Origin of the sequence: Natribaculum luteum, from assembly GCF_023008545.1 — an archaeon.
GTDB lineage: Archaea > Halobacteriota > Halobacteria > Halobacteriales > Natrialbaceae > Natribaculum > Natribaculum luteum.
The window spans coordinates 2,321,138-2,339,303 of the sequence record NZ_CP095397.1; the positions used below are offsets into that span (position 1 = coordinate 2,321,138).

Here is an 18,166-nt window from a genome sequence, read left to right on the forward strand (position 1 = left end):
GTCAATTACCGCCAGTCACGACTCTTATATAGGTGGCGTTCATGCTCCGAATTAATGGCTGGTGGCTGGAATGCGCGTCTGTTCGGTGAGGTGACATGAAGTGACGAATGGGCACACGGAATCGAAACCTCTCTCGAAAGGTGAGATTTTCGACCTGCTTCGAAATCAACGACGACGATACGTCGTCCAGTACCTGAAACAGGACGAGCGACCAGTCGAACTCGGCGACCTCGCCCAGCAGGTCGCCGCCTGGGAGTACGAGACGACACTCGAGGGCGTCACACCCGAACAGCGCAAACGCGTCTACACCACGTTACAGCAGACACACCTCCCCAAGATGGATCAGGCGGGCATCCTGACGTTCGACTCCGATCAGGGACTCATCCAGTCGACCGACCGGACGCGCGATATCAGCATCTACCTCGAGATCGTCCCCGGGTACGAGTTCGCCTGGCGCGAACTGTACCTCTCGCTCGGTGCGATCAGCTGTGCGCTCGTCGCGGCGCTGTGGGTGGGCGTCTACCCGCTGACGACGGTTCCAGCGCTCGCCTGGACGGCGCTCATCGCTACCACGTTCACCCTGACGGCGGCGGCACACATCTACTACGAGCGAAACATGCGGCTGGGCCACGGCGAACAGCCCCCGGAACTCAGCTACGGAGCCGACGACTGATCGTCGTCAGGCGGCGGAATTTGGGCCGTTATAGCACTGTCGAGGGGTATCGTCAGCTTTTACTCGATCACCACCTCACCCACGACATGGACCAGTTGAAGCGGTCGTTGCTCGAGGCACCTATCATCGAGAAAGAGGGGTACCATTACTTCGTCCACCCGATAAGCGACGGCGTTCCGAAACTCGATCCTGGTCTGCTGCGCGAGATCGTCATCCGGATCATCCGCAAGGCCCAGCTCGAGGACGTCGATCGGATCGTCACGCCCGCCGCGATGGGCATTCACATCTCGACGGCCGTCTCGCTGATGACCGACATTCCACTGACGGTCATCCGAAAACGCGAGTACGGACTCGAGGGCGAAGTCGAAATTTCCCAGCAGACGGGCTACTCCGAGAACGAGATGTACATCAACGACGTTCGCGAGGGCGAGCGAGTGCTCGTGCTCGACGACGTCCTCTCGACGGGCGGGACGCTCGCCGCGGTCCTCACAGCACTCGACGAGATCGGCGCGGAGGTCATCGACACCGTCGCCGTCATCAAGAAAGTCGGCGGAGAGAACAAGGTCGACGACGCCGGCTACGACGTCAAGACGCTCATCAACGTCGACGTCGTCGACGGTGAGGTCGTCATCGTCGACGAGGAAGGCGACTGATAATGCCTGCTGTACCTGTTTTCGGGAGCAACCGCGAACTGTCCGGCGTTTGCTCCGGGAACGACGTACAGCAGACGTTATGAAAGCGCCACGGGGGAGCGTTCGCGGTCGATCCTCCGACGAGCGCGAGCCACCGGCTGCTTGCCGGCACGGGACGATGGTGTGTCTTCTCACACTCACTATAAACTAGCTGTGCGTTTGCCAACGTTCGCGACTGTTGTATGAGCCGATCCGACCAAATCTTGGTCTAAAACCAACACATATATAGAGATAGAATTCTCAGTTGCAACGCATGGTACGAGACAACAAACAGGTCGAGTCCGGTCTCGACCGACGACGCATCCTTCAGGGAATTGGTGCCGCCGGTGCGATGGCGGTCGCCGGCTGTCTCAGCGGAGACGGCGACGACAACGGCGACGGCAACGACAACGGCGATCAGGAACGCGCGATGCAGCTGCTCGAGGAAGGGTTCGAGGAGGAAGGCTTCGAACCGCCGTACGAGGCCGACCTCGTCACGAACGAGAACCCCGAGCGCGTCCAGTGGTCGCAAATCGTCCAGCAGGTCCTCGAGAACACGGGGTACTTCGACCTCGAACTGCAGCAGTACGAGTGGACGACCTACCAGGAGATCGTTCTCTCCGAGGAGTCCGCCGAAGAGAACCACCTCGCGGCACTCGGGTGGAGCGCCGGCTTCGACCCCGACGCCTACGTGAACTTCCTGCTACACTCTGACTTCCATACGCCGTCGTGCTGTAACACGAACCACTACGCCAACGAGGAACTCGACTCTCTCATCGACGAGGGGAAGACGGAGACCGACCCCGAGGAGCGAGTCGCGATCTACGAGGAACTCCAGAACCTCGTCGCCCAGGAGTCGCCGCTCACTTTCGTCCGGTTCGGCGAGGAACTCATCGCCTACCGCGAAGAGGCCCTCGACAACTGGACGGTCTCCCCCTTCGACAGCACGCGCTTCTCGACGATTTACAACGTCTACGCTGGCACGAGCATCTCGTTTGCCGACCCCGATGGGGACGGTGAACTCAAGGCTTCCGTCGGTGCCAACATCGCGAACTTCGACCCCACCCAGCAGAACGACACGACGTCCACCCAGGCGACCGTCCCCCTCATCTACGAGGGGCTGGTCGGCTCGGACTACAGCGGCGAACCTCAGCCGTGGCTCGCAGAAGACTGGGAGCAACAGGACGACACCACGTACACCTTCTACCTCAGAGAGGGCGTCCAGTTCCACAACGGCGAGGAGCTGACGGCCGACCACGTCAAAGCCTCGATGGAGCGATACAAGGGGACGCCGCGCGAGGCCGACGTCTACGACTGGCTCGGCGAGGACGGCGAGATCAGAGTCGTCGACGACTACGAACTCGAGATCGAACTCTCCGAACCCTACGCGCCGTTCCTGCTCAACGTCGGCAACGCGCTCATCGTCCCGATGGCCGGCATCGAGGAGGAGTACGGCGGCGAGGGTGCCGTCGACCTGCAGGAGGAGCCGATCGGCACTGGCCCGTACATGCACGAGGAGTACCAGCCCGACGAACTCTACCGGGTCTCGCGCAACGACGACTACTGGGGTCAGGAGCTCATGGACAGCGCGCCGGAACCGGATACGATCCAGTTCCGCGTCATCGTCGAGTCCTCCGTCCGACAGAGCGCCCTCGAGGCGGGCGACATTCACGTCGTGAGTCCGCCCCCGGCGTCGTTCCAGGACCTGGACGACAGCGACGAGATCGTAGCAAAGAGTACGACGAGTGGCGGCTTCGACATGCTCATTCCCCCGGTCCAGCACGAGCCGTTCACTAACGCGAAGGTGCGCCGTGCACTCGCCCTCCTGATCCCGCGCCAGCAGATCATCGACACCGTCTACAACGGTATCGGTGTCCCGGCGTACGGGCCGATCTCGCCCGTCGCCAAGCGATTCGCGCTCGACAACGAGGAACTCATCGACGTCCTCGAAGGATAGCGTTAGACTCTAACCGCCCCTCCCCCTTGTCTATCGAAACATGAGCCTTTCACGGTACATTGTCAAACGTATCCTCGTCTCTATCCCCGTCTTGATCGGGGTAACGATGGTTTCGTTCGGGCTGGTACAGCTGATCCCGGGTGATCCGATCGAGTTCATACTCCAGTTTACGAACGTCTCACCCGAGGCCGAACAACGACTGTACGCCAAGTACAACCTCAACGAGCCCATCTGGAAACAGTATCTACTGTGGCTTCAGGACGTACTGGTCCTGGACTTCGGCGAGTCTATCATCTCGGGCCGTGACGTCGCCTACGAGATCAGCACGCGACTCGATCACACGATCGCGCTCGGTCTCTTCTCGTGGCTGATCGGTCTGGGTGTCGGCATTCCGACCGGCATCATCGCCGCAGTCAAGCGCGGAACCATCACCGACGAGGTCAGTCGTATCGCCGCCCTGCTGGGAATCGCGACGCCGAACTTCTGGCTCGGCCTGATGTTGATCCTCGTTCTCAGTGTCAATCTCGGGCTCTTCCGGGCAATTCCGCCGGACGCCCCGCTGTGGAGCGCAGAGAAACTGAAGTTCCTCATCTTGCCCTCCGTGACCATCGGGACCGCATCCGCGTCGCTCATCATGCGTCTCGTCCGGTCGTCGATGCTCCAGGAACTCAACAAGGAGTACGTTCGGATGGCACGCGCGAAGGGGCTGAGCGAACGAACGGTCATCTTCAAGCACGTCCTTCGTAACTCGATGATCGCTGTCGTCACCGTCGCGGCGATCCAGATCGCGTTCATCATCAACGGGTCGGTCGTCATCGAGCAGGTCTTCTCGTGGCCTGGCCTCGGACGGCTTCTCGTCAGGTCTATCAGTCAGCGCGACTTCCCGATCATTCAGGCAGGCGTGTTGATGACCGGCGTCGCGATCGTGATCGCGAACCTGTTAGCCGACATCGTCTACTCGTGGCTCGATCCACGGATCCGCTACTAAGAATGAAGCAGAAACAACGAGACACGACGACGCAGCGTGGTCGAATCCGAATTACTGGATTCGACGCCGAACGAGTGCGCAACCGGGAACCGATCTCGGGCTGGACCGAGACCGAATCCGACGGCGGCACCAGTCGGATGGAGTACGCCTGGCGACGATTCAAGAGCAATCGCCTCGCGATGCTCAGCGTCGGCGTCATGGCACTCATGGCCATCGTCGCCGTCCTCGCACGGCCGATCTCCGTCGACGTCGCCGGCATGTCGCTTACGGTACAGCCGTTCGCACTCACGCCGTACGGGCCCGGCGAGATGTTCGTCGGATCGCCACACGCAGCCCCGAGCGCCGAACACCTGATGGGGACCGACTGGTCGGGACGGGACCTGTTCTCGCGCGTGCTCGTCGGGACCCGGTACAGCCTCTCGATCGGGCTGATCGCGACCGTACTTGCCCTGTTCGTCGGGATTCCACTCGGCTCGATCGCCGGCTACTTTGGCGGCTGGATCGACGAGGCGATCATGCGTCTCGTCGACGTTCTCTACGCGTTCCCGTTTCTCGTCCTCGCCATCGCGATCATCGCGGTGCTCGGCCAGGGGTTCTGGAACCTGATCCTGGCGCTGACGATCACCGGGTGGATCAGCTACGCCCGTCTCATCCGCGGTGAGGTACTGAGCGTGAAAGAAAACGAGTACGTACTCGCGGCGAAAGCGCTCGGCGCGACCGATCGCTCGATCATCTTCCGTCACGTCGTCCCGAACGCGATGGCCCCGGTCATCGTCCAGGCGACGCTGTCGATCGGTACCGTCGTCCTCTCTGCGGCCGCGCTTGGCTTCCTCGGACTCGGTCTCACGCCGGGCACCCCCGAGTGGGGGACGATGCTCTCGAGCACTCGCGACACCATCGCTCAGGGCTACTGGTGGGTGTCTGTCTTCCCCGGCCTGGCCATCGTCGTGTTCGTGCTCGCTATCAACCTGATGGGTGACGGGATCAACGACGCACTCGACCCACAGGGAGACACCGCAACGAAACAGAGGATGCAATAGATGGCACTACTCGAAGTCAACGATCTAGTTACGCAGTTCTACACTGAGGACGGAACCGTTCGCGCGGTCGACGGCGTGAGCTATCAGATCGACCGCGGTGAAAAGTTCGGCGTCGTCGGCGAGAGCGGTGCCGGCAAGAGCGTGACGAGCCTGTCGGTCATGGGCCTCATCGAGAGCCCCGGTGAGATCGTCGGCGGGGAGATCCTCTTCAAAGGGGAGAACCTCCTCGAGAAGAGTCCCGAAGAGATGCGCCGCATCCGCGGCAACGAGATCGCCATGGTGTTCCAGGACGCCGAGACGGCTCTCAACCCCGTCTACACGGTCGGCGAGCAGATCGCCGAGGGGATCCGCACGCACAAGGACGTCTCGGACGAGGAGGCCAAAGAGCAGGCGATCGAGATGCTCGCGAAGGTCGGCATCCCCGACCCGGCAGAGCGCTACAGCGATTACCCCCACCAGTTCTCCGGTGGGATGCAACAGCGTGCGGTCATCGCGATCGCACTCTCCTGTGATCCCGACCTGCTCATCTGTGACGAGCCCACGACGGCACTCGACGTCACGATCGAGGCGCAGATCCTCGAGTTGCTCGACGAACTGGCGTCGGACTTCGATACGGCGATCCAGCTCATCACGCACGACCTCGGCGTCGTCGCCGAGATCTGCAACCGCGTGATGGTGATGTACGCCGGCAAGGCCGTCGAGAAAGCGCCCGTCGAGGACCTCTACTACCAGCCCAAACACCCCTACTCGGTCGGCCTGATGGGGTCGATCCCGCGCATCGGCGACAGGCGCGACCGCCTCGAGACGATTCCGGGGACGATGCCCGACCTCGTCGAAGTGCCGCCAGGCTGTAGTTTCCACCCGCGGTGTCCGTACGCCGAGGAGGCCTGCAGTCGGAAAGAGCCGCAACTCGTCGACGTCGAGACCGGGGAGCCGTCGAACCCGAACGACGACGGCGAACACGCCGCCGCGTGTCTGGCCTATACGGGCGACCTCGAGGACGAACTGTCCTACCAGGTCGAAGTACTGACGGAGGAGACCTATGAGTAGCCAACCGCTCGTTCAGGCAGACGAACTGACGAAGTACTACAGCAACGCCGACGGTTTCCTCGACCGGATGCTCGGCAATCAGTCGCAGGTTCGCGCCGTCGACGGCGTCGACCTCGAGGTCCGCGAGGGCGAGACACTCGGTCTGGTCGGCGAATCCGGCTGCGGGAAGAGTACGCTCGGTCGCACGCTCCTCCAGCTCGAAGAGCCCACGGACGGACACGTCTACTTCAAAGGCGAAGACATCACGGACCTGTCGGGATCGGCGCTCCGGAAGAAGCGCCGGGAGATGCAGTATATCTTCCAGAACCCCTTCGCCAGTCTGAACCCCCGACTGACGATCAACGACATCGTCGGCGAAGCGCTCGACGTTCACGGCATCGCCGACGGCGAAGAACGGGACGCCCGAATCGCGGAGATCCTCGACACGGTCGGCCTGAAGTCGAGCCACGCCAACCGTTACCCACACGAGTTCTCCGGCGGCCAGCGCCAGCGGATCGGCATCGCCCGCGCGCTCGCGGTCGACCCCGACTTCGTCGTCTGTGACGAGCCGGTCTCCGCGCTCGACGTCTCGGTGCAGGCACAGATCCTCAACCTGCTCGAGGATCTACAGAGCGACCTCGGCCTCTCGTATCTGTTCATCGCTCACGACCTCTCGGTCGTCGAGCACATCGCCGACCGCATCGCTGTCATGTACCTCGGCGAGATCGTCGAGGTCGGGACGGCAGAAGAGATCTTCAGCCCGCCGTACCACCCGTACACGCACGCGCTGCTGTCTGCGATCCCGGAACCCGACCCGCTCTGGAAAGGCGACCGCGTCATCCTCGAGGGATCGGTGCCGTCGCCACTCGATCCGCCCAGCGGCTGTAAGTTCCATACCCGCTGTCCTATCGCCCAGGACGACTGCGGCGAGTGGGAGGACCACCCGGACCTCGAGTCCGTCGGCGGCTCCCACAAGATCGCGTGCCCGTACCACGAGATGATCGACACCGAGGTCTGATCGGCGGCTGTCGCGTCGCGTCGAGTATCGAAACGAACGTTTCTTAGGCGATTGCTGCCTACGAGCGGTCGATGCGTCGTATCTACGAGTCCGACGCGCTCTCGCGGGACGACGAGGATCCGTTCTCTCCGAGCGAATCCGACGAGCGATCCCGGAAGATGATCGACTGGGAGGCGGCCAGTCACGCCTTCCTCCCTGTCTGGCTTCGCGACCGCGCGGTGAGCGTCGACCTCGAGACGAACAAAGACGAATACGAACCCGGCGAACCGGTCCGCTGGCGGGCGACGTTTCGAAACCGCCTCCCGTTTCCCGTCCGCATCGTCACCGAGACGCCGGAACTCTGGCGCTGGTCGGTCGACGGCGTCGACCGCGCGAGCGAAGTTCCGGCACGGATTCCGGACCGAAAGAGCGTCATCAACTTCTCCCGTGGCGAACGAAAGGTCGTCGAACGCCGCTGGAAGCCACAGATTCAGGTCACGGAACGTGAGTGGGAACCACTCGAGTCAGGCGAGCATACTCTCTCGGTCGCCCTCAACGTCGATCGACCCGACGAGCGCGATCTCGTCAGCGAGACGAGTTTTACGATCACGTCCTGACGCGTTTCATAATGATGGCTGCGACTGCGTATCGGGGCAACCGCAAGACGATTCACGGTTGCCCCGGAACTGACTCGCAGCCATCGGTATCAGTTGTCCCGTTCGAACACGGCTACCCGTTTTGCACGGTCACGCTCGCCGGCATCATTTTAATTGAGTGACAAAATTCGCAGTGGAAATTCGAACGGCGGGACGCCGGGGAGTTACTCCGTCAATCGGAGTTCGTCGGGTTCCACGTGGGCGTCGTCGAGCAGATGACAAGCAGCCTCCTGTTCGGTGCCACAGCCCTCGAGTTCCGGTTTCTCGCGTTCACAGACGGTCGTGAATTCCTCCACGAGGTGTGCGTTCGCGCGTTCGTGGTCGCCGTCGACGAGCGCATCGAGTGCGTCGTCGAGCGTCGCTTCGGCACGCGGATCGTCCAGCCGAACGGGGACGTCGTACTCGGACCGAATCCACCGTTTGAGATCCGCGTCGTCGACCCTTTCCGGCGACGGGTCCTCGAGGTCCCCGTATTTGCCGTCCGATTCCAGGACACCAACCTCGGCGATGCTCTCTACGTCGATCGACTCGCGCTCGACCTGTTTGCGAAAGGTGAGGACGGATCGCCAGGTCTCCTGTGGCAGATCGATCCCCGACGGCGGGATCACCTCCGGACAGCGCGTGTGGAACTTACAGCCACTCGGCGGATCCGACGGATCCGGGACGTCGCCTTTGAGTTCGACGCCGAGGCCCCGGTCCGTCGGATCGGGCGTCGGGATGGCGGACAGCAGCGCCCGCGTGTAGGGATGCTGTGGATTCGAGAACAGTTCCTCGGTCGGCCCGACTTCCACGAACTCGCCTAGGTACATCACCGCGACGCGGTCACACACCTGACGGACGACGCCCAGATCGTGACTGATGATGAGCACCGTCAGCCCCAGTTCTCGCTGGAACTTGTCGATGAGCCGGAGGATTTCCGCCTGGACAGAGACGTCGAGCGCCGACACGGGTTCGTCGGCGACGAGGAGTTTCGGGTTCACCGTGAGCGCTCGGGCCAGCCCGATCCGCTGTTTTTGGCCCCCGGAGAACTCGTGTGGATACCGCTTCATGTCCGCGGCCGAGAGGCCGACGCGCTCCAGGAGGTCGGCGACGATCTCCCGGCGTCGCTCGCGATCGGCCATCCCCTGGACGACGAGCGGTTCCGCGACGGCGTCGCCGACGTTCATCCGGGGGTCGAAACTCGAGTCCGGGTCCTGGAAGATCAACTGGACCTCTCGGCGAAACCGGCGGAGCTCCGCCGCGTCGTACTCGAGGACGTTTTCGCCCTCGAAACGGATTTCGCCGTCCGTCGGCTCCTCGAGGCGAACCATCGACGCCGCCGCGGTTGACTTGCCACAGCCGGATTCGCCGACGATGCCGAACGTCTCGCCGCGCTCGAGTTCGAGACTGATTCCGTCGACTGCACGGGCCCGGCCGACTTCCGTGTTCAGTATCCCCTCGGTGATCGGATAGTGTTTTTTCAGCCCGCCGACGCGGAGCAGCGGATCGCCGGATCGACTCATCGCCGATCACCTCGCTCGAGGTCGTCGGTCGGAGACGGCGATCCAGCGGGTTCGGCGTCGGTGTTCAGGACGGTACTCGACTCTCGTCCCGGTTCGAAGTGAACGCAGGAGGTCGTGTGATCCGACGCGTCCCCGACCCGGTGCATCTCCGGCTGGTCGCCGGTTCGACAGGCGTCGATCGCGTGCGGACAGCGATCCGCGAACCGGCAGCCGGGCGGCGGCGACCGGGGATCCGGGAGTTCGCCGGGGATGCCACCGATCCCGCCTCGCCCTGGGAGACAGTCGAGGAGCGCCCGGGTGTAAGGGTGGGCCGGCGTTTCGAAGACGTCCACGACCGACCCCTTCTCCATGATCTTTCCGGCGTACATCACGGCCACGCGATCGGCGATTTCGGCGACGACGCCGAGATCGTGCGTGATGAATAACATCCCCATGTCCCGTTGCTCCTGGAGCTCTGCGAGTAGCTTCAGAATCTGAGCCTGGATCGTGACGTCCAGCGCCGTCGTCGGCTCGTCGGCGATCAACAGGTCCGGTTCGCAGGCCAGCGCGATCGCGATAAGCACCCGCTGTTGCATCCCGCCGGAGAACTCGTGTGGGTAATCGTCGAGTCGGGAACTCGCCTCGGGAATCCCGACCTGCGTGAGTAACTCGACGGCGCGCTCGCGGGCCTCGGATTTGGACACGTCGGCATGGAGTTGAAGCGCTTCGCGGATCTGCCAGCCGATCGTGTACACCGGGTTCAGCGCACCCTGTGGGTTCTGGAAGATGTGGCTCACCTCGCCACCCCGGACGTGACGTAGTTCTTCGTCCGACAGATCGGAGATCTCCCGCCCGTTGATCTCGATCGAGCCCTCGGGAATGTAGCCGGGCGGGGACTTGAACAGCCGCGTGATCGCTTCGCTGGTGACGGTCTTTCCCGATCCGCTTTCGCCGACGATCGCGACAGTTTCGCCGGGTTCGACGGTCAGCGAGATCCCGTCGACTGCCCGCACGTCCTCGCTGTCCGTCCTGAAGTACGTATGGAGGTTCGAGATCTTCAGGAGAGGCTTATCGTCCCGTTTGGTCGATACGTGTCGAGCGTCGGTCGTGTCGTCGTCTCGTGTACTCATTCTCCACTCCCTCCGTGTCTCGGGTCGAGCGCGTCCCGGAGCGCGTCGCCGAGGAAGTTGAACGCGAGGATGGTGAAAAACAGGAATCCGCCCGGGATCGTCGAGATCCACCACGCGGTGCGGAGTTGATCGCGACCGTCCGCGATCAGCCGCCCCCACGACGGAACCGTGGGATCCCCGAGTCCGAGGAACGCGATCGCGGCCTCAGCCAGGATGATCGACGGAATCGTCAGCGTTGCGGCGGTGATGAGGCTGTTCGAGATGTTCGGCAGGAGGTGCCGGCGAATCGTCCAGAGACTCGATGCACCAGCGTTCTTCGCGGCCTGCATGTACGGCTCCTCGCGGCGCTGGAGCGCTTCCGAGCGCATGATTCGGGCGGACGACCCCCACCCGAACAGGCCGAAGATGAGGATGAGCACGAACAGGCTGCCGCCGATCGTGTACGCGAGCAACAGGAACAGGAAGAACGTTGGGAACGTCATCTGGATATCGACGTAGCGCATCAGCACCTCGTCGACGAGGCCGCCGTAGTAGGCGGCCGTCAGGCCGACCGCCGCAGCGACGGCGATGCTCATCAGCGTCGCGATCAGGCCGACCTGCATGCTCACCTCCATCCCGTAGATGCTCGACAGCAGGATGTCCTCGCCCGAGGAGGTCGTCCCGAGTGGATGTTGCCAGCTTCCCTGACACATCGTCACGCCGTCTACCGTCGTCATCCCGCCGGCACAGTTGGTCCCGGCGTTGTACGCTTCGATCGATCCCCAGACCGGCGGCTGATTCTCCAGCCCCGGCGTCGGTCCGGGTTCCGGAAGCACACGAGGACCGATCACACCGACCGCGAAGACGACGATCAGGTACAGCGCGCTGACGACTGCCGCTTTGTTTTTCTTGAACTCCTTCCAGTAGTAGCGGGTCATCCGCGGATTCTCGTACAGCGGGACGACGCCGTAATACAGGAGGACGAGCAGCGTAAACGACCACAGCCAGTCGACCGGCGAGACCGGTCCCAGCACCGGAAACGCCGCCTGCCCGGTTTCGGCGACGAATCGAGAGTACAGATCGTACGCCACCCCGATCGACCACAGGCTCACGACGGCGAGCCAGGCGACCCGCTTTCTCGATCGCGCCACGCCGTCGGCGTCGATCTCGTCCCAGTCGACCTGCTCGAAGGTCACGTCCCCAGGTGCGGTACCGCCGTCCGTCTTCGTCCGCGTATCCGTATCCTCGTCCATTAGCGATCACCGTAGTCGATCCGCGGGTCGAGTACCGCGTACATGATGTCCTCGATCAGGTTGCCGACGATCGCGACGAACGTCGGCAGGAGGATCGTTATCGCGACCAGGTCAGTGTCCTGCCTGATGATTGCCTGGAACGACGCCAGCCCGATGCCGGGTATCCCGAACACCACCTCGATCAGGTACGAGCCGAACAGGACCAGTCCGAGGATCCGCCCGACGAGGATCGTCATCAACGGAATCGACGCTGGCCGGAAGATGTGCTTGGCGACGATCGCCCGGCTGCTGACGCCTTTCGACTTCGCGGTCTTGACGAAGTCGGCGTCGACGTACTCGAGTGCTTCCGCGCGCGCGTAGCGCATGACCGAGGCGATCGCGCCCGTCATCAGCACGAACGTCGGCAGGATGAGCTGTTTGAGGTTCGCCGGACTGAGGATGCCGACGTAGCGCTCGCCCTCGAAATCCTGGCGGAAGAACGCCGGATGGTCGGAGCCAGCGGTCTCGAGTAGGGTCCAGCTTCCGTCCGCCGCCTTCGGGAGTGCAGCGTTCCAGCCGATGTCGACCCAGCCGAGCCACGATCCGAAGACGACGAGCAACACGATCCCGAACCAGAAGTTCGGAATGCTGATCCCGAAGAAGGCCGCGAACGTCGCCGCGTAGTCTTTCTTCGTGTACTGGTTGACCGCCGAGTAGAGCCCGATCGCAGTCCCGATGATCGTCGACAGGACGATCGCGGGAACCCCGTACAGCAGCGAGTACGGGACGGTTTCACGGACGACGTCGACGACCGGCTGGTCGTACTCGTAGGACCAGCCCCAGTCACCCTGGAAGACGTTCGTCATGAAGTCGACGTATCGTTCGTGGAACGGTCGATCCAGGCCGAGCCGTTCCCTCTCTGCCTGGACGGCCGTTTCGACGTCCACGTCGTTTATTGCCGCCTGGAACTCCGCCTGCATGAGCTGCTGGTTCGGAACCTGGTCCATCAGCACGAACGTGATCGTGAGGATGAGAAACGACGCGAATGCGGCCCAGAGCACCCGGCGAATGACATACCATTTCATAGAGCGTGTATTGGAAAACTCCGTACTGTATTCGTAGTCCGCGCGGCTCAGACCTCTTCGAGCGTGAAGTTGTCGTTGTCGCGCAGGAGGTCACGCGCCGCGACGATGTCGTCTTCGGTGATGTCGATGCCGTAGACGTCGACCGCAGACTCGTCGTACCAGTCGGACCACGTCGGCTGGAAGGTGACCGCGGGGTCAGCCTGCCCGCGCCGGATGTCCTGGGTGATCGTCTCCTTGTCGACCACGCGCGCGATGGCTTCCCGGCCGTCCCGCTCCCGAGTCAGGATGCTCCCGTTCGATCGCTGGTTGAAAAAGAGGAAGCTGATAAACGGGTCCTGCTGGTCTTCGACGCGGATCTCGTCGACGGCTTCCTGGAATTCCTGGACGTTCTCGCTCGGGAGTTCCATCCGGTCGGCCTCCGTGTTGCGGAACCGCTCGACGCGGGTCGACTGCTCGGCCTCGACGTCGAACTGGAACTGATCGAAGTAGGGCGCGTCCGCCCACGCGTCGTCCATGACCTGGACGTTGCTGTCGTCCGTGTGCTCGCGCATGTAGTAGTCGTCGTTGCGGACGGCTGTGAACGATCCCGTCTGTCCGGGCGTTCGATCTTCGAACGTGTACGCGCCGAGGTTGCCGGTCCAGGTGAACTCCTGTACCTCGTCGGACTGGCGAAGCGCCTCCGCGTCGGGCGCGTACTGCTCGTAGAGCGCTCGCGGGTAACAGTACTCGCTCCACAGGATCGGCCGGAGTGGGAACAGCGGGTCCGGTTCGACGAGTTCGATCTGGAACTCGAGTTCTCCGGTCTGTTCGACGTTCTCGACGTCCACCCACTCTTCAGGCTGGCCCGGCGGCAGATCCTCGTTCCACATGTCGGCCGCGTCGTCGGCCACGCCGTGGACGTTCTCGATCTGGAAGACCCAGTCTTCTGCGGTCATCTGGCCGTACGGGTTGCCGTCCGCGTCGGTCCCAAACTCGAGGTTGTCCCGGAGGGTGCAGATCCACACCTCCCCGTCGCCGCTATCCTCGACGTCCATGAACAGCGGAAAGACCTCGTCGTTCGTGTCGACCGCGTAGGAGGTGTCGGAGATGAGGCCCGTCCTGTAACTCGAGTTGACGTCCTCCTGTTCGGGCAGGTACGCCTCGTTGAACTGATTGCCTGTCAGCCAGACGTAGTCGCCGCCGACAGTCTGGTCGTCGCGATATCGGTTGATCCAGTCGGGCGAGTAGCCGTAGAGGTTGAACTCGTCTGACGTGTTGATGCGCTCCTCGAACCCCCAGAATCGCAGCGACTCCGACATGAAGTTCGCCGGGAGTTCGTCGGTGAGCGCACCCATGATCTCGTTGAGGTACTCCTGCTGTTCCGCTTCCGTTTCGGCGTTCCGGAACTCCTCGTACAGACCCTTCATGTCGACTTCGGGAACGTAGCCGTAGGCGTTCGTCCCCGAGTCTTTCAGCCAGAACGTGTCGGTGTTCCCCGGGGTCCGCGGGTACGAGTTTGCGGCGATGCCATAGAGCATGTCCCAGTCGGAGACGGTCCGGGTTCGGTCCGGCGGACCAGCGTTGAACAGGCCCGGATTGTACTCGAAGTCCTCTGGATCCTCACCCGGCAGCGGTTCCGAACCGAAGTGGTCGCCGATGAGTTGCGTCTTGCCCTCGAGTTGCAGGTCGACGCCGATCTTCTCGAGGTCGCTCTGTATCTGGGACGCGATGTCCTGGTGGGTGTCGTCACCTTGATCGAAGAAAATCGTCGGTGCGATCCGATCACCGTCCGGCCCGTACAGTTCGACTTCCGGAAGGTCCGCTGACGGATCGTTGTCGTCGTCCGGCTCGGATCCGAAACAGCCGGCGAGACCGGCGGCGGCACCGATACCGACCGTCTGGAGGACTCGTCGGCGGGAACTCGTCGCTTTCAGGTTCGCACGTTTGTCTCCCGTGAAACGGTTTGACATGAAATACATTCTTTTATCATATACACATATATTTACCGGTAGACTATCCATAGAACCTAAATATTATCAGCAATACTATGGACTGGGAATTCGATAAGATGACCCGTCTCTGCCGTGTCACTGGACAATCGTCGAGCGTTCCTGGTCGGTGACCTCCGTTACTCGAGCCTCGCCCGGACGTCGACCCGCAGCGAACCCCCAGTCTCCGACGAACTGCAATCATCCGGAGCCAGTGCTCGCAAATTTGTTCGCGCCAAAAGTATCGTGGGAGGTAGATTTTAACCACGCCGAGACGTGCTCACTTCGTTGCGCGCGTCTCGTCTGGTTAAAATCTGCTCGTCGTATTTTCGACGCTCACGAGTTTGTTCGCGCCAAAAGTATTGTGGGAGGTAGATTTGAACCACGGTCGCAGCGAAGCTGCTCCCTGATTCAAATCTACTCCGTGCTATGGTTGGCGCTCACGAGTTTGTTCGCGCCAAAACATAGCGGGAGGTAGATTTGAACTACCGATCTGCGGGTTATGAGCCCGCCGGAATCTCCTGGCTATCCCATCCCGCTACTTCTTCGTAACCCGGTGTCGTAGTTAAGGGTTGTGATTCGGACGCCGTGTGCGGGTTTCTACCGCCCGCCTCGGTGGACCTGCCACGTGTAGAGGCTCTCACAAACGTAGTTCACGAAGAACCCGACTCCGATTCCGATCACGTTCGCCGTGACGTACCAGACGGCGAATCCGTAGACGAGCGCCGCCAGTACCGCCAGCGTGACCAGGAACCCGCCGAAGCGAACAACGTTCGATCGCAGAAACCGGCGGGCCAGCGCTCGAGTTCCCGACTCGCCGAACGTCGCGAACGTCCACCGTTCGTTGATCGTGAAGATGACCGCGATCCCGAGTTCCCACGAGATCGCTTTCGCGACCACCGGCCCGAGCGCCGTGAACTCGACCAGCGCGACGAGGACGAGATTGTCGACGATCGCGCCGACAGCGCCGACAGACGCGAACTGACCGAACCGCGACTTCGAGAACAGGACCGTCAGACGGCTCCGAATCACGTCGGCAAACGAGTCGCTCATCGTCGTCCTCGAGCGTTCCGTGGCCGGGTGGCCGGTTTCGGTCGGCGGTTCGATCGCGTCGGAAGCGAGCGCCGACCGCTCGAGCGTCGGTCGGCGTCGCAATCGAGCACTCCTCGGGGTCGTCGACTCGACTCTGCCGTCAGAAAGCGACGCGACCCGTGATGGCAACGACAGCGCGGGTGACGACGGGCGACGGGTCGGGACGCTCCGATCACGACGTCGACGGTCCGAATCATCCATTTGGATTCGGCGTTCACGTCGAGTAAAAGCATTCGAAAGCGTGTCGGATATTTTTGGACCGAATCTGGTGCGATCGCTCGCGTGAGTGACGCTGCCGCGGGGATCAGGACACGACGACGGCGCGACGTGCGACCGCCGCTCGAACGGCAGTCGACGTGACAGCGCGGGCGAGATCACCACTCCCGGGAGACCTCGCGAAGAAGGGAACCGATCAGACGGCGATGTCGCCTCGTGGCTCGACGACGGTCACTTCCTCGGCAGTGACGTGGTCGACCTCGAGGAAATGTGGCGTGTAGTTGCGCCTCTCGTAGTCTTCGATCTCGCTCTCGTCGCCGACGGTACACCAGAGCTGGACGCGATCGGGACCGTGCCACTCCCCGTTGCGGTTGATCCCGAAACAGGTCACCTCTCTACCGTCGTACTCGATGACGGCGCCTTTCCGAATGCCCGGGTCCCCGTGGATGATGAGCCGCTTCATGACCGGCGGTTCGTGCGATGGGAAATTAAGCGCTTCGAAGGCTCGTTCGCTCGCTGCTGGTTGCGGTCGCCGAATTTGCCGCTCCACGTGCACGTGCCGCCCCGCGTCCACGTCGTCGTTTCGCTCGCGGCCGGCGTCGTCGCCCCTGCGGGCAATTCCCACGGTCAGACCGACGGCGAACCAAACGCGTTTTAAACGGGCGTGCCATAACTCTCGGCAAGTGAGATAACTATGCAGATGCCACGCCGGTTCAACACGTACTGCCCGCACTGCAACGAACATCAGGAACACGAAGTCGAGAAGGTCCGTACGGGCCGCTCGAGCGGCATGAAGTGGGACGCTCGCCGAACCCGCCGCAACAAGGCGGTCATCGGGAACGCCGGTCGCTTCTCGAAGGTGCCCGGTGGCGACAAGCCCACGAAGAAGACGGACCTCAAGTACCGCTGTGGCGAATGCGGCAAGGCCCACCTCCGCGAAGGGTGGCGCGCCGGTCGACTCGAGTTCCAGGAGTGATCACGATGGCAGGAAACTTCTACACCGTCCGCTGTAGTGACTGCGAGAACGAACAGATCGTCTTCGGCAAAGCCTCCACCGAGGTCGCCTGTGCCGTCTGCGGGACGACGCTGGCTCGCCCGACCGGTGGCAAAGCCGAGATCGACCACGAGATCGTCGAGACCGTCGAAGCACGATGAAGTACAGCGGCTGGCCCGACCCCGGCGAACTCGTCGTCGGCAAGATCGACGAGATCGAGGACTTCGGCGTCTTCGTCGATCTCGAGGAGTACGAGGACAAACGTGGCCTCATCCACATCTCCGAGGTCGCAAGCGGGTGGATCAAGAACGTCCGCGACCACGTCCGCGAGGGCCAGATCGTCGTCTGCAAGGTACTCGACGTCGACGAGTCCTCCCAGCAGATCGACCTCTCGCTGAAAGACGTCAACGATCACCAGCGCTCCGACAAGATCCAGGAGTGGAAAAACGAACAGAAGGCCGACAACTGGATGGAACTGGCCTTCGGCGAGGAGATCGAGGACGAACAGTACACCTCGATCGCGAACGAACTGCTCGCCGCACACGGAGGCCTCTACGACGGCTTCAAACAGGCCGCCATCCACGGCCAGGAGGCCCTCGAGAACACCGACCTCGCCGACGAGGAGGTCGACGCGATCGTCGAGACCGCCCGCGAGAACGTCTCGGTGCCGTACGTCAACGTCACCGGCTACGTCGACCTCGAGAACCCCTCCGAGAGCGGCGTCGATGGCGTTCGCAAGGCGCTCAAAGCGGCCGAGGGTAACGGCGACGTCCCCGAGGAAGTCGACCTCGAGGTGACGTACGTCGGTGCACCCGAGTACCGCATCAAAGTGCAGGCGCCGAACTACAAGACCGCCGAGAGTCAACTCGAGGCGAGCGCCCGACGTGCGGTCGCCGCGATCGAAGACCGCGGCGGCGAGGGCGAGTACCACCGCGAACAGCGAACCGACGACGAGTGACGACGCCGACGACTCGAGGAT

At 62.6% G+C, this 18,166-nt stretch carries 17 protein-coding genes, 1 tRNA gene and 1 pseudogene; 11 read left to right on the top strand and 8 right to left on the bottom strand.

The window, feature by feature from the left end; translation table 11 throughout:
- Positions 1-100: 100 nt before the first annotated feature.
- The 8 genes and pseudogenes from MU558_RS11920 (at position 101) to MU558_RS11955 (ending at position 7,972) form a co-directional block, all read left to right on the top strand.
- Positions 101-673 (top strand): DUF7344 domain-containing protein, encoded by a 573-nt coding sequence (locus MU558_RS11920; RefSeq protein ID WP_246966495.1) that lies wholly within the window; start codon positions 101-103, stop codon positions 671-673.
- Positions 674-759: 86 nt separating this feature from the next.
- Positions 760-1,326, top strand: coding sequence for a hypoxanthine/guanine phosphoribosyltransferase (gene hpt / locus MU558_RS11925; RefSeq protein WP_246966496.1), 567 nt, complete (start codon positions 760-762; stop codon positions 1,324-1,326).
- A gap of 292 nt (positions 1,327-1,618) precedes the next feature.
- Positions 1,619-3,301, top strand: a complete 1,683-nt coding sequence (locus MU558_RS11930; RefSeq protein WP_246966497.1) for an ABC transporter substrate-binding protein — start codon at positions 1,619-1,621, stop codon at positions 3,299-3,301.
- 40 nt (positions 3,302-3,341) lie between these two features.
- Positions 3,342-4,289 (top strand): ABC transporter permease, encoded by a 948-nt coding sequence (locus tag MU558_RS11935; RefSeq protein ID WP_246966498.1) that lies wholly within the window; start codon positions 3,342-3,344, stop codon positions 4,287-4,289.
- A gap of 2 nt (positions 4,290-4,291) precedes the next feature.
- Positions 4,292-5,329, top strand: a complete 1,038-nt coding sequence (locus MU558_RS11940) for an ABC transporter permease (protein ID WP_246966499.1) — start codon at positions 4,292-4,294, stop codon at positions 5,327-5,329.
- Positions 5,330-6,379 (top strand): ABC transporter ATP-binding protein, encoded by a 1,050-nt coding sequence (locus tag MU558_RS11945; RefSeq protein WP_246966500.1) that lies wholly within the window; start codon positions 5,330-5,332, stop codon positions 6,377-6,379.
- Positions 6,372-7,343: pseudogene (locus MU558_RS11950) on the top strand (ABC transporter ATP-binding protein); the annotation flags it as partial. The gene MU558_RS11945 and the pseudogene MU558_RS11950, both read left to right, overlap by 8 nt.
- 104 nt (positions 7,344-7,447) lie before the next feature.
- The gene (locus tag MU558_RS11955) at positions 7,448-7,972 is read left to right on the top strand and encodes a DUF7974 family protein (RefSeq protein ID WP_246966501.1); all 525 of its coding nucleotides are present in this window, start codon (positions 7,448-7,450) and stop codon (positions 7,970-7,972) included.
- 203 nt (positions 7,973-8,175) lie between these two features.
- Here MU558_RS11955 and MU558_RS11960 read toward each other — a convergent pair whose 3' ends face one another.
- The 8 genes from MU558_RS11960 to MU558_RS11995 form a co-directional block, all read right to left on the bottom strand.
- A complete protein-coding gene (locus MU558_RS11960) occupies positions 8,176-9,513 on the bottom strand; it encodes an ABC transporter ATP-binding protein (RefSeq protein WP_246966502.1) in 1,338 nt (445 codons plus the stop codon).
- Positions 9,510-10,622, bottom strand: a complete 1,113-nt coding sequence (locus MU558_RS11965; protein ID WP_246966503.1) for an ABC transporter ATP-binding protein — start codon at positions 10,620-10,622, stop codon at positions 9,510-9,512. Before MU558_RS11965 ends, MU558_RS11960 begins: the two co-directional genes overlap by 4 nt.
- Positions 10,619-11,854: an ABC transporter permease gene (locus MU558_RS11970; protein WP_246966504.1), complete on the bottom strand. Its 1,236-nt coding sequence runs from the start codon at positions 11,852-11,854 to the stop codon at positions 10,619-10,621. The genes MU558_RS11965 and MU558_RS11970 overlap by 4 nt, the downstream gene beginning before the upstream one ends.
- Positions 11,854-12,918, bottom strand: coding sequence for an ABC transporter permease (locus MU558_RS11975; protein WP_246966505.1), 1,065 nt, complete (start codon positions 12,916-12,918; stop codon positions 11,854-11,856). Before MU558_RS11975 ends, MU558_RS11970 begins: the two co-directional genes overlap by 1 nt.
- A 47-nt stretch (positions 12,919-12,965) precedes the next feature.
- On the bottom strand, positions 12,966-14,867 hold the full coding sequence (locus MU558_RS11980; protein ID WP_246966506.1) for an ABC transporter substrate-binding protein: 1,902 nt from the start codon (positions 14,865-14,867) through the stop codon (positions 12,966-12,968).
- A gap of 483 nt (positions 14,868-15,350) precedes the next feature.
- Positions 15,351-15,425: transfer RNA gene (locus tag MU558_RS11985), tRNA-Met, on the bottom strand.
- Between the two features lie 60 nt (positions 15,426-15,485).
- Complete coding sequence (locus MU558_RS11990; RefSeq protein WP_246974975.1) at positions 15,486-15,938, bottom strand: GtrA family protein; 453 nt, start codon at positions 15,936-15,938, stop codon at positions 15,486-15,488.
- A gap of 451 nt (positions 15,939-16,389) precedes the next feature.
- Complete coding sequence (locus MU558_RS11995; RefSeq protein ID WP_246966507.1) at positions 16,390-16,656, bottom strand: HAH_0734 family protein; 267 nt, start codon at positions 16,654-16,656, stop codon at positions 16,390-16,392.
- Between the two features lie 231 nt (positions 16,657-16,887).
- Between MU558_RS11995 and MU558_RS12000 the strand changes: the two genes are divergently transcribed.
- The 3 genes from MU558_RS12000 to MU558_RS12010 are packed head-to-tail and all read left to right on the top strand — an operon-like array spanning position 16,888 to position 18,145.
- Positions 16,888-17,169 (top strand): 50S ribosomal protein L44e, encoded by a 282-nt coding sequence (locus MU558_RS12000; protein ID WP_246966508.1) that lies wholly within the window; start codon positions 16,888-16,890, stop codon positions 17,167-17,169.
- 5 nt (positions 17,170-17,174) lie between these two features.
- The gene (locus tag MU558_RS12005) at positions 17,175-17,348 is read left to right on the top strand and encodes a 30S ribosomal protein S27e (protein WP_246966509.1); all 174 of its coding nucleotides are present in this window, start codon (positions 17,175-17,177) and stop codon (positions 17,346-17,348) included.
- Entirely contained in the window at positions 17,345-18,145 is an 801-nt protein-coding gene (locus tag MU558_RS12010) for a translation initiation factor IF-2 subunit alpha (RefSeq protein WP_246966510.1), read from the top strand. Before MU558_RS12005 ends, MU558_RS12010 begins: the two co-directional genes overlap by 4 nt.
- Positions 18,146-18,166: the final 21 nt, after the last annotated feature.